Origin of the sequence: Microbacterium thalli, assembly GCF_028737325.1 — a bacterium.
Taxonomy (GTDB): domain Bacteria; phylum Actinomycetota; class Actinomycetes; order Actinomycetales; family Microbacteriaceae; genus Microbacterium; species Microbacterium thalli.
In genome coordinates this window covers 443,754-458,983 of record NZ_JAQZCH010000002.1, presented here as the reverse complement: position 1 = coordinate 458,983, position 15,230 = coordinate 443,754, and the positions used below count along the sequence as shown (strand labels likewise).

At 69.6% G+C, this 15,230-nt stretch carries 9 protein-coding genes and 1 pseudogene; 7 read left to right on the top strand and 3 right to left on the bottom strand.

The features are described 5' to 3' along the window. The first annotated feature begins 219 nt into the window (after positions 1-219). From PUW82_RS10050 to PUW82_RS15125, 3 genes and pseudogenes are all read left to right on the top strand, one after another. Entirely contained in the window at positions 220-3,843 is a 3,624-nt protein-coding gene (locus PUW82_RS10050) for a hypothetical protein (protein WP_274222154.1), read from the top strand. A 68-nt stretch (positions 3,844-3,911) separates the two neighbouring features. Beyond that, positions 3,912-5,399, top strand: coding sequence for a SpaH/EbpB family LPXTG-anchored major pilin (locus tag PUW82_RS10045; RefSeq protein WP_274222153.1), 1,488 nt, complete (start codon positions 3,912-3,914; stop codon positions 5,397-5,399). A gap of 118 nt (positions 5,400-5,517) precedes the next feature. Next, positions 5,518-6,279, top strand: a pseudogene (locus PUW82_RS15125) (class C sortase); the annotation flags it as partial. 156 nt (positions 6,280-6,435) lie between these two features. Here PUW82_RS15125 and PUW82_RS15120 read toward each other — a convergent pair. The 3 genes from PUW82_RS15120 to PUW82_RS10030 all read right to left on the bottom strand — a co-directional run bounded on the left by PUW82_RS15120 (position 6,436) and on the right by PUW82_RS10030 (position 10,347). Further along, entirely contained in the window at positions 6,436-6,648 is a 213-nt protein-coding gene (locus PUW82_RS15120) for a putative acetyltransferase (protein WP_420792765.1), read from the bottom strand. Then, complete coding sequence (locus tag PUW82_RS10035) at positions 6,642-8,123, bottom strand: SDR family NAD(P)-dependent oxidoreductase (RefSeq protein WP_274222151.1); 1,482 nt, start codon at positions 8,121-8,123, stop codon at positions 6,642-6,644. The genes PUW82_RS15120 and PUW82_RS10035 overlap by 7 nt, the downstream gene beginning before the upstream one ends. Before the next feature lie 211 nt (positions 8,124-8,334). After that, the gene (locus PUW82_RS10030) at positions 8,335-10,347 is read right to left on the bottom strand and encodes a DUF262 domain-containing protein (protein ID WP_274222150.1); all 2,013 of its coding nucleotides are present in this window, start codon (positions 10,345-10,347) and stop codon (positions 8,335-8,337) included. A 126-nt stretch (positions 10,348-10,473) separates the two neighbouring features. Here PUW82_RS10030 and PUW82_RS10025 point away from each other — a divergent pair, with 126 nt between their 5' ends. The 4 genes from PUW82_RS10025 to PUW82_RS10010 all read left to right on the top strand — a co-directional run bounded on the left by PUW82_RS10025 (position 10,474) and on the right by PUW82_RS10010 (position 15,228). Next, entirely contained in the window at positions 10,474-11,247 is a 774-nt protein-coding gene (locus PUW82_RS10025; RefSeq protein WP_274222149.1) for a hypothetical protein, read from the top strand. A 154-nt stretch (positions 11,248-11,401) separates the two neighbouring features. Continuing rightward, positions 11,402-12,178, top strand: coding sequence for a DeoR/GlpR family DNA-binding transcription regulator (locus PUW82_RS10020; protein ID WP_274222148.1), 777 nt, complete (start codon positions 11,402-11,404; stop codon positions 12,176-12,178). Next, positions 12,175-13,125: a 1-phosphofructokinase family hexose kinase gene (locus PUW82_RS10015; RefSeq protein ID WP_274222946.1), complete on the top strand. Its 951-nt coding sequence runs from the start codon at positions 12,175-12,177 to the stop codon at positions 13,123-13,125. Before PUW82_RS10020 ends, PUW82_RS10015 begins: the two co-directional genes overlap by 4 nt. Before the next feature lie 36 nt (positions 13,126-13,161). Next, positions 13,162-15,228, top strand: a complete 2,067-nt coding sequence (locus PUW82_RS10010) for a PTS fructose transporter subunit IIABC (RefSeq protein ID WP_274222147.1) — start codon at positions 13,162-13,164, stop codon at positions 15,226-15,228. The last annotated feature ends 2 nt before the right edge of the window (positions 15,229-15,230 follow it).

Sequence of the window (15,230 nt, the reverse complement as noted above, 5' to 3'; positions counted from 1 at the left end):
GACCACCGATGACGCCGCCCTGCCGACGCAGGTGCTGCGGCGGTCCTACGGAGAGCAGACCACCCGGTACGGGGATGCGCCTCGGTCGTTGCTGATCATGTTCGTTCCGCGCGGCGGCCTGCCACCGCTGGCCCTTGACTGTCGAAGGGGAACCGAGCGCCGAGATGCAGATGTCGGTGTTCCCGGTGCCCGAGATGTCAGCAGCCAGGGAGTTTCGCGATGAGCATGAGATCGGTGGATGTGGAGCGCGGGTTGCGTCGCAGGCGCAGCAGGAGACGCGCTGCGGTCGGATCGGCGGCCGCTGCGATCGCGGTGTCGCTGACCGTCGTCCCCTCGGCGACGGCAGCGGGGAACAACCCGATCGGGGCGATCACGCAACCCTCCTACTACGGCGTCAGTGATCCCGTCACCTGGGACGATCAGACCCTCTACATCGCGGGGGTCGGCGTGCCGCGGGTGCAGACGGAGGGCGGAACCAACCTGACGGCGTCCGGCTGGTCCGGTCGGTTCACGACCGACGCGGACGGCAACGTGGCCTCGTCGCGGGTCAGCATGCAGCAGGGGTGGACCGTCGCGTCGACGGGCGCCCTCACGTCGGGTGACTCGCAGATCACCACGATGGCGGTCGACGCCGGGAACTTCACCGGGCAGAGCCGGGCTTACTACTGGTCGTGGGCGGCCGCCAACGGCGTTCAGGCCCCGGGCGTACAGCTTCCGCCCCGGCCCGCCGGCGCCGCCGGGAGTTGGAAGGCCGTCCGTGCTTTCGACGCGGGCGAGACCACGGCCACGCAGTTCGTGGTGCCCAGCCCCTTCCTCGCCGCGACTCACCCCGATCACCCCCAGGAGTCGGACCGCCCGCGCGCGTACGACTACTGGTCCGGCGGTGAAGTGTTCCAACGCACCGGCGAGCTCTACTTCGGCGGCGGCGAGTGCGCCGGGCTGGGTCGCGACTACCGGATGATGATCTTCGATCCCTCCGACGGTAGCTACCTGCCCTCCGGGAAGATCGAGCCGGCGACGCCGTCGGACGCGATCTTCGGAACGGCGAACGGATGCGGTGGCCGTCTCGGCTACGTCGGCTCCGACTTCGCTCTCGACAGCGCGGGGAACGCCTACCTGCTCGTGCTCGGCCGTGCTCCGGCAACGGGGGATGGGTCCCAGTGGGCGCCGCTGTCCACCGCAGGCGCCCCCGTCTCTCAACTGCGGGGCTACGTCGTGCGCGTCGTTCCGGGCGACCACAACTCGGGCTGGACGTACAACGTCGTCACGATGCTGTCCGCGGATCCGAACGAGACGTCTTCGGCTGTGCGGACATTCGCGGGAAGGTTCGGCGACGGCAGCGGTGCGCCGACCGCAGCCACCCTCGCGAACCTCTACGGTGCGGCCTTCTTGAACGGCAAGCTGTACGTCGGCGCGATGAACGCCGGCGCGAACCTCTACGCCATCGACACGATCTCGGGCTACACGACGCATGTGCGTGACTCAACGGGCTCGACCATCAGCCCCGTGTCGGACGTGCGCGATCTCGCGAGCGGACAGACGGCGTCGGTCATCCAGGGGGTCGTGTACGACTCCCCGGATGGCACGTCGAAACGCGACGCCCGCGGCGTGAGCGGTCAGACCATCGCCCTCTACCGCGAGAACGCGGACGGGTCGCTCGTTCTTGCGGGTACCCGGCTGACCGACGGCTCGGGAAACTACTCCTTCCTCACGGGCGGTCCCGGCACCTACATCGTGCGACTCGTGCAGCCGCAGATCGGTGGCGTGAACGCGGTCCAGACCTATGCTTCCGCAGGGCACGTCGCCGAGGGCGCCAGCGGTGACGCGATCACGGTCACGGCAGCCTGCTTCGTGGACGGGCACAGCACGGCCATGACCACTTCCGGACCCTGCGCGGGCAATCTGCCCATCGACGCCTATGTCGACCCGAACCTCGGCCCGATCGGATCGACGATCGCGGCAGCGGAGACCGCACGGTTCCCGGTGCAGTCGCGTGCCGTCGTCACGGGGACGTCGGCCATCTTCGATACGAACTTCGGGATCAGCGCCGTCAGCTCCTTCGGCGATGCACAGAACCCGCCGTATCGCACCACGATCGACCAGCAGGGGCCCCGGCTCACGTCGGCCGACCCGTCCCATCTGCATCTCGGTGAGCTTCCGGGTCGCTACCTCGACGGCACACCCGACGCGAACGCGTCAGCTCATCCCTCGGACGACGGGATCTCCCTCCTCACCGAATCTGCCGGGCCGCGAGATCTGCAGGGGGAGGCCCTCGCGTCGGGCAAGAGTTACCCGGTGCGCGCTGACGTCCGGGGAACGCTCGCCGACCGCGCGCATGTCCGAGGCTGGCAGGCCCGCTCCACCGACACCGCGGTCACAGGTGGTCCGGTGTTCTCCGCGAAGGCGGTGGAGGGCGTCGCGGACGGGACTCTGGTCGCCCCGATTCTTCCGAGCGGGATGGAACAGATCCAGGCGCGGTTCATCGCTGCTCCCGACACGGTGGAGTTGGATGCCAACGACAACCTCAGCGGCCTCTTCAACCCGGCTCGTGGTTCGCAGGCAGCGGATACCCGGCCCTGGGCCGTCCCGGGCGAGGTGGAGGATGTCGCCTACCACGTCGCTCCCGCGATCGTTCGCGTCGGCGTCGACATGGAGCACGGCGAGACGCCGGTCACATTCGAGTTCTCGCTCGACAACGTCATCCAGTCCGACGTGTCCTCGAACACGGCCACCATCACCGTGGAGAACACCGAGACCAGCGCATTCTCCACCGCCGTCCACGCGGTGAGCTCGGTCGGCTCACCGGTCGGCATCACGGGCGTGAATATCCCGGAGAACGTCGTGCTCCTCGGCGCGGCGTGCACCGACACCGTCACCGGTGAGGTGAAGGAGACGGCGGTCGATGCGGATTCCGCGACAGTGACGCCGCAACTCGGTGACGACGTCACGTGCCGGTTCAGCTTCAGCACCCTCGAGCCGACTCTGCCGATCACGGGCGAGAAGACGGTGGCACCGGTTGCGGGAGATCTGATGACCGTGGAGACCCCGTCGCCCGACAACTGGGAGATCACCGTCGCCGACGCAGAGGCGATCCAGGTCATCAACGGGAACGGCGAAGTGCGTGTGGATCGCGACGTCACCTACACCCTCGGCGAACGACTTCGCAGCGAGCCGGCACCGGAGGCGAGCGCGGCGCTCTACGCGCAGAAGGGCCCCGCGGTCTGCACCGACGCGCACGGCGATGCACTGCCGGGCAATGTGTTCGATGCGGACCGGCAGACGCTCACCGTGGGCGCTCGTGATGCGATTGCGACGCCGATCAGGTGCCGCATCACCAATCAGAGTGCTCACGTCGGCCTGTTCGTCAAACAGGTCGGTGGCCCCACCGAGTCTCCCGCCGAGGGGTGGGCGCTGACCGCTGCGCACGCCGGCGGACAGTTCGACTTCGCCCTCGACGCCGACGTGAACGCCCGACAGGCGCTTCCCGCGGAGTACGCCCTGACTGCCGCGACCCCGGACGGGCTGTCGATCGTCGCTGTCCAACGGCTCGACCTCGACCGGGGTGGGTGCCGGGCCGGTGTCACGGATCCCGACGGGGTCGACGACTCCTGCTGGTCACCGGCGACCCTCTCGGAGCCCGAGACCATCCGACAGGGGCACGAACACGTGTTCCGCATCCTCGCGGCATCGCCGCGGGACGTGCCCGGGCTTCCGCTGACCGGAGGAATCGGCAGCTGGATCTTCCTGGTGTCGGCGGCGGGCGTCCTGATCGCAGCCGCGATCACACAGCTGATCCGTCGGCGCGGTACGCACTCCTGGCTCCTGCCCGGCATCTCCGAGTAGGAGGCCTGGTCGGACCTTGCACAGGACCGATCTGATCTCACGATGTCCCCCTAATGAAAGGAAATCCTGTGACAGTCACAGCATCACGCCGATCTCGAGCGGTAGCTCTGTTCTCGGCGACGACACTCGCCGCAGTCGGGCTGACGATGGTCGCGACGCCGGCCACCGCAGCGCCGGGCGAGGGAGGCGAGGGATCCATCACGGTGTTCAAACTCGAGCAGCCCGATGGCGACTTCGGCCCCAATGACGGCTCGATCCTCGACACGACGGGCGCCAGTCCCGTGGTCGCTGGCTTCACGACGTGCTCGATCGACGACGTCGACCTCAGCATCCCGTCCGACTGGGACCGCCTGAAGAACATCACGATCACGCTCACCGCGGACGGCACGCCTGTCGTCATGGAAAGCGGGACCGCCCTGTCGACGTCCTGCGGGGCGGAACAGGCCACGGATGCCGCGACGGGCGGCACGACGTTCGCATCGCTTCCCGCTGACAGAGCATATGTCGTCTACGAGTCGACGAAGCCGGCGAACGCCGTCGCCGTCGCCGAACCGACTCTGCTGACCGTTCCGTATCCGGGAACGGGCACGGGCGACGTCTGGAACTACCACCCGGCGATCTACCCCAAGAACGTGCTCGCCGGCTCGGGGGCCACGAAGAACGGTTCGATCGTCGGAGATCAGGTCGCCTTCGACGTCACGGTTCCGATCAACCCGCTCGCCGCGGGCGAGACCTACACTCAGTTCCGGATCCGGGACGCCCTGTCGGCGTCGCTGCAGTACACCGCGGCTTCCGTGACGCTGCGCGATGCGGCGGGCCGGGACGTGCCGCTGGCCGAGGGAACGGACTACACCCTCACCGCACCGTCGGGCAACGGCGGCGATGTGATCGTCTTCGAGATGACCACCTCCGGTCTCGCGGCCCTCGACGCCAACATCGGCGGGGTGCTCGTCCTCACGATCAACGCCGACGCGATCGGAACCGGTGACACCTCGAACACGGCCGAGATCACCGTCAACGGCGCGACGGGCGACACCTCCGTCGTCGACCCGGATGAGTTCTTCGCGGGCGCTCGCATCATGAAGGAAGCCCAGAACCGTGGCGCGACCTCGAACGTCCCCCTCGCCGGTGCGCAGTTCGACGTCTATGCTGCCGACGCTTCGGCGACGTCCTGCCCTGCCGAGCCCGCGGCAGACGCGGAGCGCGTGCTGAGCGGTGAGACGTCGGGTGCTGACGGCCTCACCCCGTCGCGCGTCCTCGCCGCCGGTGCCTACTGCGTGTACGAGACCGTGGTGCCCGCCGGTTACCGCGGCCTTCAGGGCGGTCTCCTGTTCGAGGTCGCCGGCGCTGACTCATCGGTCACCGTCGTCAACGAGCAGATCGGTTCTGCCGAGGGCGACCTCCCCTCGCTGCCGCTGACCGGTGGGTCGGGAACGGCTGTGCTGCTCGGAGCGGGTGCGGCCCTCGTCGCCCTCGGTGTGGGCGCGTACTTCCTGCTCGCGGCTCGTCGACGCCAGCAGGAAGAGGGAGAGGCCGCAGGAGTCTCGAGCCTCTGATCGCCCTCCGGGAGGTCGGCCACGTCTGATCCGGCTGACGCCCGATGCCGGATGGGGTGGGGAACCTTGGATTCCCCACCCCATCGTTCGTTCCTCCATGCCCCCTCGAAACAGGTGAATGATGAGCCCACGGAGACGACGCCCCACCGCGACGGGCACCCCTGCGTTGCGCCACCCGTGGAGATTCAGCGCATTGAGTCTGACGGTCGCTCTTCTCGTGCAGGCCGGCATCACGCTGTTCACGTATCCCACGGCGGCGAGCTGGGTGTCGCAGTACAACCAGTCCAACGTGACGTACGACCAGACGCAGGCGAACTCCGCCAAGGCGCGGGCCGAGATCGAGCGCATGCTCGACGACGCCCGCCACTACAACGACCTCCTCGAGTCCGGGGCCCTGTTCGCCGGTGGCAGCAACGTCGCGGCCGGGACCGGAGCGTCGACAGCCGAACTCGACTACGGGAGCTTGCTCAACCCGTCGCCGACGGGGATGCTGGCTCGACTGCGCATCCCGACGATCAACGTCGACCTGCCCGTGTATCACGGCACGAGCGACAAGACGCTGTTGAAAGGCGTCGGGCACCTCGAGGGCACGTCGCTGCCGGTGGGAGGCGAGGGGAAGCGGACCGTGTTGACCGGCCACCGCGGTCTCGCGACGGCCACGATGTTCACCGACCTCGACAAAGTGAGCAACGGCGACACGTTCAGCATCGAAGTCCTCGGTGAGGTCTTCACCTATCGCGTGTTCGAGATCAAGGTTGTGGAGCCGGACGCCACGGAGGAGATCCGCGCGGTGCCCGGCCGAGATCTGGCGACTCTCGTCACCTGCACACCGCTCGGTGTCAACACCCAGCGCATCCTCATCACGGGCGAACGCGTCGACCCCACGCCGCAGGGTGACCTGGACGCGGCGGGTAGCCGCCCGAGCGTGCCGGGGTTCCCCTGGTGGATCGTGCTGTACGCGGCCGCGACCGTCGCGCTCTGGGTCTGGTTCTGGCGTTCGGGCTATGCGCCGGTCGCACGCACAGGTGGACCGCGGTCAGGTGCGGCGCGGCCGCGGCGCCGGCGGCGGAGGCACCGGCTTGGCGGCGACGATGTCCGAGCGGCGGATGCGCTCGACGCCGCGCTTGCCGTCGACCACGACGATGTCGTCGTCCGCGCTCAGCAGTTCGCCGAGGGCGTCGGTCGCCTGGCCGTCGGGCAGCAGGTATCGCACGACGACGCGGTTCCCGGGCGCGGGCAGTCTCACCATGCGCCGGGGGAGTAGTCCTTGAGGAAGACGCCGAAGATGTCCTCACCGGCCTCGCCGCGGACGATCGGGTCGTAGACACGGGCGGCGCCGTCGACGAGGTCGAGCGGAGCGTGGAAGCCCTCTTCGGCCAGGCGCACCTTCGTCGGATGCGGGCGCTCGTCGGTGATCCAGCCGGTGTCGACGCTTGTCATGAGGATGCCGTCGGCCTCGAACATCTCGCGCGCGCTCGTGCGTGTCAGCATGTTCACCGCGGCTTTGGCCATGTTGGTGTGCGGGTGGCCCGGGCCCTTGTAGCCCCGGTTGAACACCCCCTCCATCGCGCTGACGTTGACGACGTAGGTCCGCCGCGCCGGGCTCGCGGCGAGCGAGGCGCGCAGCTTCGACACGAGCAGGAACGGCGCCGTCGTATTCGCCAGCTGCACCTCGAGCATCTCGAGGGGATCCACGTCGCCGACGCGCTGCGTCCACGAGTTGACGCCGTCGAGGTCGGGGATGAGCCCGCCCGCGTCGATCGCGGTGCCGGCGGCGAGGCGCTCGAGCGAGCTCGACCCCGCGGCCATCGCCTGCTCGGTCAGCTCGTCGGCGCGGGAGGCCGCGGCGGCGAGGATCGGGTGCGCGTTGACGGAGCGCTCGAGCGCCTGCGGATGCATGTCATTGGTGTGCCCGAACGTGACGAGCTCGGGCAACGGGCCGTCGGGCAGCGGTGACAGCTCGGCGTCGACGAGCGGCTGGTAGGCGCCGGGGGAGCGGCGGACGGTCTGCGTCGCGTTGTTGATGAGGATGTCGAGCGGTCCCGCCGCGGCGACGTCATCGGCGAGCCCGACGACCTGGGCGGGATCACGCAGGTCGATGCCCACGACCTTGAGGCGGTCGATCCACTCGGCCGAGTCGGGCAGGCTCCGGAACCGGCGCACCGCATCGCGCGGGAAGCGCGTCGTGATCGTCGTGTGAGCACCATCGCGCAGCAGTCGCAGCGCGATGTACATGCCGATCTTCGCGCGACCGCCCGTCAGCAGGGCGCGGCGGCCGGAGAGGTCGGTGCGGGCATCGCGCTTGGCGTGGCTCATCGCCGCGCAATCCGGGCAGAGCTGGTGATAAAAGGCGTCGACGATCGTGTACGGCTGCTTGCAGATGTAGCAGGCGCGCGCCTTGATCAGCGTGCCGGCGATCGGCGCCGTCGTCGACGACGAGATGGGGATGCCGCGGGTCTCATCATCGATACGGTCGGGGGCTCCCGTCGCCGTGGCGTGGACGACCGCGCGGTCGGCCGAGGCGACGGCATCCCGGATCTCGCGTCGGCGCACCTTCTTCGCCGCCTTGAACATGGCGGCGGTCGCCTGGCGGACGGTGGCGTAATCGGGATGCCGGTGGTCGACGTCGGCGAGCTGCGCCAGAACGCGCAGGGTCGCGTCGAGATCGGCGGGGTCGATGCCGCTGGGCGCGAGGGAAGACGGGGAGGCCGTGTCGGGGAGCACACGAGATTCTACGTCGACCCGCCCGGCAATCGTCACCGAGGAAAGGGGACGGCCCCGCTGGAGCGAATCACAGCGGGGCCGTCAGTGAGGTCTGGGAGAAAGTGACCCGAACACCGTCTCTACCGAGCCGCTCACGTACAACAGTGAAGCTACGCGGCCGGGACGGTTCTGCGCGGGTCGTTGACTACGTACCCGCGACTCTGATACGCACTCAGCGCATCGCGTCGCCGATGTAGGAGTACTTCACGAAGACCTCCGCCGCCCAGCCCGCTTCGTCGAGGACGCCCTGCACCGCGGTGAGCATGTAGCGGGAGTCCCAGCCCATGTAGAGGTAACTGCCCTCGCCGAGCTCGTCCCACTGGCCGTTCCAGGCCATCGCGGGGTAGACGGGGCCGCCGCGGCGCGCACTGAAGTCGATGACGCTCTGGCGGGAGTCGACCCACAGTCGCTTGAACACACGGTTGAAGAGGTAGCGGACGTCCGGGACCTCCCAGTGCTCGCCGCGGAACTCGACGTAATCGAACTCGCGCTGCCAGCCGCGGGGCCAGCCGCGGCGCAGCTTCGCGTCGAGGATCGGGGTCAGGTTGTCGTCGTCGATCCCGGTCAGCGGCGGGCGACGCCACACCTCGACGAATCGCTGGGCGAGACGCTCGGTGCGCGCTCCGATCGCGCGCGTGTCCCAGGTCTCGCTCTCGGCGACCTCGCGCGACATCGCGACGTCGCTCCGGCGCAGAACCGGTTGCAACTCGGGGTAGGTGGCGTCGAGGGCTCGCTCGGCGAGATCCTGCTCGAGCAGCGTGAGGTTGCCGAGCGTGTGGGCGAGCGCGCGGTGGCTGTTCTGCTCGTCCTCGCTGTAGTCGGCGAAGCGGCGATCGCCGTCGCCCGTCCAGTCGTCGCCGGCGGCGGCGGGGAACACCGGCGAGACGTCGAGCGGAGCCGCGGGATCGACGTCGGCCAGCCGGCCGAGCACGTAGCGCGGATGCGGCAGATCGCCGTACTTCACGCCGACGCGCACGCGCTCGTCCGAGGGGGTGATGCGCGCGATGGCGCGGGTGAGGGCGTCAGCGCCTTCGGCGTAGGCGCGGCACAGGCGCGCGACGAGCCGTTCGGTGGCGATTCCCACGACGGTGCGGCGCAGCAGCAGTGCCTGGACGTCCTCGATCCGCGAGACGAGCTCGGCGCGGGGGAGCAGCCCCGTTCGGGCGTCATGGACGAGGCGCATGACCAGCGGGTACATGTTGCGACCGAGCACATTGAGGTAGCCGAGCTGCCGGGCGAGGTCGGCATCCGTGCGCGTGGCGGGGTCGAGCATCTCGCGGTAGATCTCGGAGTATTCGCGCCAGGTGGCGGCGTGCGCGCGCAGCGTGTCGATGTCGAGTCGCGGGAACTGTTGGCGGAAGACGTCGTAGACCCCGCGCCCGCCGGTCACGAGGACCTCGCGGCCGGTGAGCATGACGAGATAGTGGTTCCAGAACGCGCCGATGGCCTCGCCGGTGTTGTGTTCGATGGGCAGCCAGAAGTCGTGCTCGATCTCGGTCTGCTCGTCGTGCGAGAGCCCCATGAGGACGTAGTTGTGGATGAGCTCGTGGTCGCGCAGCGGCTCACCGGTCGAGTTCAGGCTCTCGAAGATCTGCTGGGCGTTGGCCTGCTCACCGAGTGTGATCGCGACGTGCTCGAGCTTCTGCAGTCCCCGCCAGATCGCCGGAGCCTCGTCGGGGCGGATCTGGCTGCGGAAGAAGGAGTAGTTGTCGTCGAAACGCGACTCTCGATGCTCTTCTCCCGGCGCGCGACGGTCGAGCACGACGCTCTCGAACACCTCGGCCCACGCGCGGTGCGGACGCAGCTTGGTGCGCGCGGGATCATCGGCACGGGCCAGGACACGCTCGAGCTCGCGGGCGAGCCCGGGGTCGTCGTCCCGGAGGGTGTGATGCAGCGCGGCGACGAGCAGCATGAGCGTCGTGATGCGCTGCTGGCCGTCGATGAGCACGAGCTGCGCGTCGTCGTGGGCGCTCGTGCTGGCCGTCGAGAGGATCGAGCCGATGAAGTGGGTGTGCGCGTCGTCGGCGGCCGAGACGGACCGGATGTCGGCGAGCAGCTGCTCGCAGCCGCCGATGTCCCACCGGTACTGGCGCTGATAGACCGGGACCACGATCGTCGTGTCGGATGCCGACAGCCAGCTGATCGTGTTGACGGCGGTCGCTCCGACATTCGTGGCAGTGCTCATGTTCTCCGAAATCGCTCCTCGACAAGCCCGCTCGAGTCTACTGGCGCCCTCGGAAGCGCTCGATAGGCTGACCTTAGTCGGGCCTGTAAAAACTTCGCTTGTCCGACAGAAAGGTCATGATCCGTCATGGGTTACATCAAGTCCGCCGCCCTCGAGGAGACCGGTTACGTCGTCCTCGATCGCTACAACAACGAGATCGATCCGAAGGAATGGCTCGACGTCGAGTACGTCGACTGGAAGTCCTCCGGCGACACCCGGTTCGCCCCGCTCGCTTCGGCGAAGGGTGAGATCGAGTGCAACGGCTTCTGGAACCACAAGCCGCCGCGCACCGACAAAGACGGTGTGTGGATCGACTCGCAGACCGCCCTCGCCCCGACCCTGACCGCTCGCGCGCAGGAGCCGGGCGCCAACGTCGGTCGCTGCCGCATCATCGAGCTGCAGCCGAACACGTATGCCGACTGCCTGTACAACCTGCACCAGGACGACAACAACCGTCTGAACCCGGACGGCACCGGGTGGGTCGTCCGCGGCTTCTTCAACCTGACCGATGACCAGACGAGCTACTTCGTGCTGCGCGAGAACCGCACCGACCCCAGCGAGGAGACGCGCATCGCGCTCCCGGCCGGCGCTCAGCTCATCGTCGACACGCAGCGTCTGTGGCACGCCGCCGCCCACTACGGGGACGAGCCCCGTTACTGCCTCATCACGTCGTGGGAGTCGGGCCCCGAGCTCGACGCCTATATCGCCAAGTACAACGGCGTGAACAAGGTCGACAGCTACCCCGTCGACCAGGAGATCCTGGACGCCGGCCAGATCGAGCAGGAGCGCCGCATCGCCGCGCGCGCCGCCGCCCTCGCGGCGCGCGGTCAGCAGGAGGTCATCGCGATGAGCGAGGCCTGAGCCTCCTTCTCCGAAGGGCGTCGGCATGAGCCGGCGCCCTTCGTCGTTTCCGGCGTCGGCTGCCACCTTTGGCAGTACGTGCTGCGGAATGTTGTTTTCTGTTGATTTGGTTTTGATTGCGTTGTAACGTGTGGGGCATCCGAAGGAGGGTGTCGTGTACGCAACGGAGCGCCAGCAGCTCATCGAGCGGATGCTCGCCGACGACGGACGCGTCGCCGTGGTCGATCTCGCCGCGCGCTTCGACGTCACCACCGAGACCGTGCGGCGCGACCTCGCCGCGCTCGAAGAGGCCGGTGCTCTGCGACGCGTGCACGGCGGCGCGGTGTCGCCCGAGCGCACCAGCACAGCCGAGCCGTCGGTCGCCGAACGATCCCTGCGACGCTCCGAGGCGAAGGAGCGCATCGCCCGGCGAGCTCTGGCGGCGCTTCCCACGGGTGCCGGCTCGATCTACCTCGACGCCGGCACGACGACCGCCGCCCTCGCTGCCGCTCTCGTCGCGCGGACCTCGCCGTCCGGCTGCGAAGTCGTGACGCACTCGATGACGATCGCGCACTCGCTCGCGGGGGTGTCCGGCATCGGTCTCACGGCGATCGGCGGACGCGTCCGCGGGCTGACGGCCGCCGCCGTCGGGTCCGACACCGTCGCCGCGATCGGCCGGCTGCGGCCGGATGTCGCGTTCCTCGGCGCCAACGGCATCGCCGTCGGCGCGGGCCTGACGACGCCCGACCCCGAAGAGGCGGCCGTCAAGCGCGCCGTCGTCGCGGGAGCGCGGCGGGTGATCGTCCTCGCCGACGCCGACAAGTTCGAGGCCGAGCTCCTCGTCTCTTTCGCCGATCTCTCCGATCTCGACGTGGTCGTGACGGATCGGGACCCGGGAACTGCGCTCTCGCGAGCGCTGCGTGACGCTGACGTGGAGGTATGGATCGCATGATCGTGACCCTGACGGTGCATCCGTCGCTCGACCGCACCGTATCGCTCGGCGCGCCGCTGCGCGTGGGCGAGGTGCAGACCGCGAGCGGTGCCCGCGAGGATGCCGGTGGCAAGGGCATCAACGTCGCCCGGGTCATCCGGGCCGCGGGCGTCGACAGCCTCGCCGTGCTGCCCCTCGACCCCTCCGACCCCTTCGCCGCTGTGCTCGCCGATGCCGATGTCTCCGTGCGCCCGGTGCCGGTCGCCGGGCGCGCCCGAGCCAACATCACGGTGACGGATGCCGCCGGCGAGACCACGAAGATCAACCTCCCAGGCGTCGCTCTGAGCGATGACGACCTCGTCGCGCTCATCGACACGGTCGTCGCGGCGGCCCGCGGCGCGGACTGGCTCGTGCTGGCGGGGTCGCTCGCGCCGGGCCTCGCCCCGGACGCCTACGTCCAGGTCATCCGCGCCGTCCGCGACCGGCTGCGCGCCGAAGCACCGCGGATCGCCGTCGACACGTCGGGCCCGGCGCTGCGCGCCGTCGTGCGCGACGCTCGGCCGGATCTCATCAAGCCGAATGACGACGAGCTGGCCGACCTGCTCGGCGCGCCGCTGCCGGAGGCCGCCGACCTTGCCGAGGCGGTGCACGTCGCTGCACGCGGTCTCGTGCCCGAAGCCGTCGGCAGCGCCCTCGTGACCCTCGGGGGTGACGGTGCCGTCCTCGTGACCGGAGAGGGCGCGTGGGCGGCCGCCCCGCCGCCGACGCGCGTGCGCAGCACCGTCGGCGCGGGCGACAGCTCGCTCGCCGGCTACCTGCTCGCGGCGTCCCGGGGCACCGAGCCCGCGGCAGCCCTCGTGTCGGCCATCCGTTACGGCTCGGCCGCGGCGGCCCTCGACGGCACCCAGGCGCCGCGCGAATCCGACCTTCCCACCGCGGACATCCCCGTCCGCGCGCTCACCCGCTGAATCCGACCCTCGAAACACCCGAACCAGGAGGACACCGTGTCCGACACCATCACCCCGGAGCTCGTCAGCCTCGACGTGCCCCTCGGGACCGACAAGCAGGACGTCATCCGCGCCCTCGCCGGCCTCGTCGCCGCGCAGGGTCGCGCGACCGACGCCGACGCACTCGCGGCCGACGCGATCGCCCGCGAAGACAAGGACGAGACCGGCCTGCCGGGCGGCATCGCGATCCCGCACGCGAAGAGCGCCGCGGTGACGCAGGCCTCGCTCGCGTTCGCGCGGCTGCAGCCGGGCGTCGACTTCGGCGCGCCCGACGGTCCCGCCGATCTCGTCTTCCTCATCGCCGCTCCCGCCGACGCGGCCGAAGAGCACCTGGCCGTGCTGTCGCGGCTCGCGCGGAGCCTGATGCAAGACACCTTCACCGCCGACCTGCGTGCGGCCGCCGACGCCGACGGCGTCGTCCGGGTCGTGCGCGCGGCCATCGGAGAAGGGGATGCCGCTGCCGCGAGCGCGCCGCCCGCGGCATCCGCGCCCGCGTCGGCACCCGCGGCCGCGACGTCGACCGACCTGCAGATCGACGGCCGTCCCGCCCGCATCGTCGCCGTGACATCGTGTGCGACCGGCATCGCCCACACCTTCATGGCGGCCGACGCGCTCACCGCGGCCGGGAAGGACGCGGGCATCGACCTCGTCGTCGAGCCGCAGGGCTCGAGCGGCTATCAGGCGCTGCCGGCATCCGTCATCGACGACGCCGACGCCGTCATCTTCGCGACCGACGTCGATGTGCGCGAGATCTCGCGCTTCGCCGGCAAGCCCGTGATCCGCTCGGGCGTCAAGCGGGGCATCGAGCAGCCCACCCAGATGATCCGCGAGGCGGTCGCTGCGGCATCCGATCCGAATGCGGCGCGCGTCAGCGGCACCGCGGGGGCGTCGGCGGGGGAGACGAGCACGCAGAACCTGTCGTGGGGCGCGCGGATCCAGCGCATCCTGCTGACCGGCGTCAGCTACATGATCCCGTTCGTCGCCGGCGGTGGTCTGCTCATCGCCCTGGGCTTCGCGCTCGGCGGCTACGAGGTCACCGCGAACGCGTCGAAGGTCATCATCGACAACGCCCTGTGGAACCTGCCCACGACCGACATCACCTCGCCCTTCGGGCCGCTGGGCCAGTACCTCGGCTCCGTCGCGTTCATGATCGGGTCGACGTCGATGGGCTTCCTCGTCGCGGCTCTCGCGGGTTACATCGCCTATGCGATCGCCGACCGACCGGGCATCGCGCCCGGTTTCGTCGCCGGTGCCATCGCGGTGACCATGAGCGCGGGCTTCATCGGCGGTATCGTCGGCGGCTTCCTCGCGGGCTTCGTGGCCTGGTGGCTCGAGCGGCTGCCCGCGCCGCGATGGCTGCGCGGCCTCATGCCCGTCGTGATCATCCCGCTCGTCGGATCGATCGTCGCCTCGGGTCTGATGATCCTGTTCCTCGGGCGTCCGATCGCCGCGCTCATGGCGCTGCTCACCGACGGCCTCACCTCGCTCACCGCGAGCGGCGCCGGCCTCGTCGTCGTGGGCGTCATCCTCGGCCTCATGATGTGCTTCGACCTCGGCGGGCCGATCAACAAGGTCGCCTACGTCTTCGCCACGACGGGTCTGGCAGCCGCTTCGACCGACAACACCGCTCCGTACCTCATCATGGCCGCCGTCATGACCGCAGGCATGGTGCCCCCGTTGGCACTCGCTCTCGCATCGACCGTGCTCGCACGGCCGCTGTTCACGCCGGTGGAGCGCGAGAACGGCAAGGCGGCCTGGCTGCTGGGTGCGGCGTTCATCAGCGAGGGGGCGATCCCGTTCGCAGCCGCCGACCCGCTGCGCGTCATCCCCGCCTCCATGGTGGGCGGCGCGATCACCGGCGCCCTGAGCATGCTGTTCCAGGTGCAGAGCTATGCCCCCCATGGCGGCATCTTCGTCCTGTTCGCCATCAATCCGGTCTGGGGTTTCGTGGTCGCGCTTCTGGCGGGTACCGTCGTTTCTGCGCTGTTGCTCGTCGTGCTCAAGAAGTACGTCCGCAAGAGCTCCACCGCCCCGGCTCCGGTCGAGGCGACCGCGACCGTCTGAGG

Excerpts from the sequence above, each read along its gene's own strand:
- PUW82_RS10050 (WP_274222154.1), top strand. The coding sequence starts at position 220 with ATGAGCATGAGATCGGTGGATGTGGAGCGCGGGTTGCGTCGCAGGCGC.
- PUW82_RS15120 (WP_420792765.1), bottom strand. The coding sequence starts at position 6,648 with ATGGTGAGACTGCCCGCGCCCGGGAACCGCGTCGTCGTGCGATACCTG.
- PUW82_RS10030 (WP_274222150.1), bottom strand. The coding sequence starts at position 10,347 with ATGAGCACTGCCACGAATGTCGGAGCGACCGCCGTCAACACGATCAGC.
- PUW82_RS10025 (WP_274222149.1), top strand. The coding sequence starts at position 10,474 with ATGGGTTACATCAAGTCCGCCGCCCTCGAGGAGACCGGTTACGTCGTC.
- PUW82_RS10015 (WP_274222946.1), top strand. The coding sequence starts at position 12,175 with ATGATCGTGACCCTGACGGTGCATCCGTCGCTCGACCGCACCGTATCG.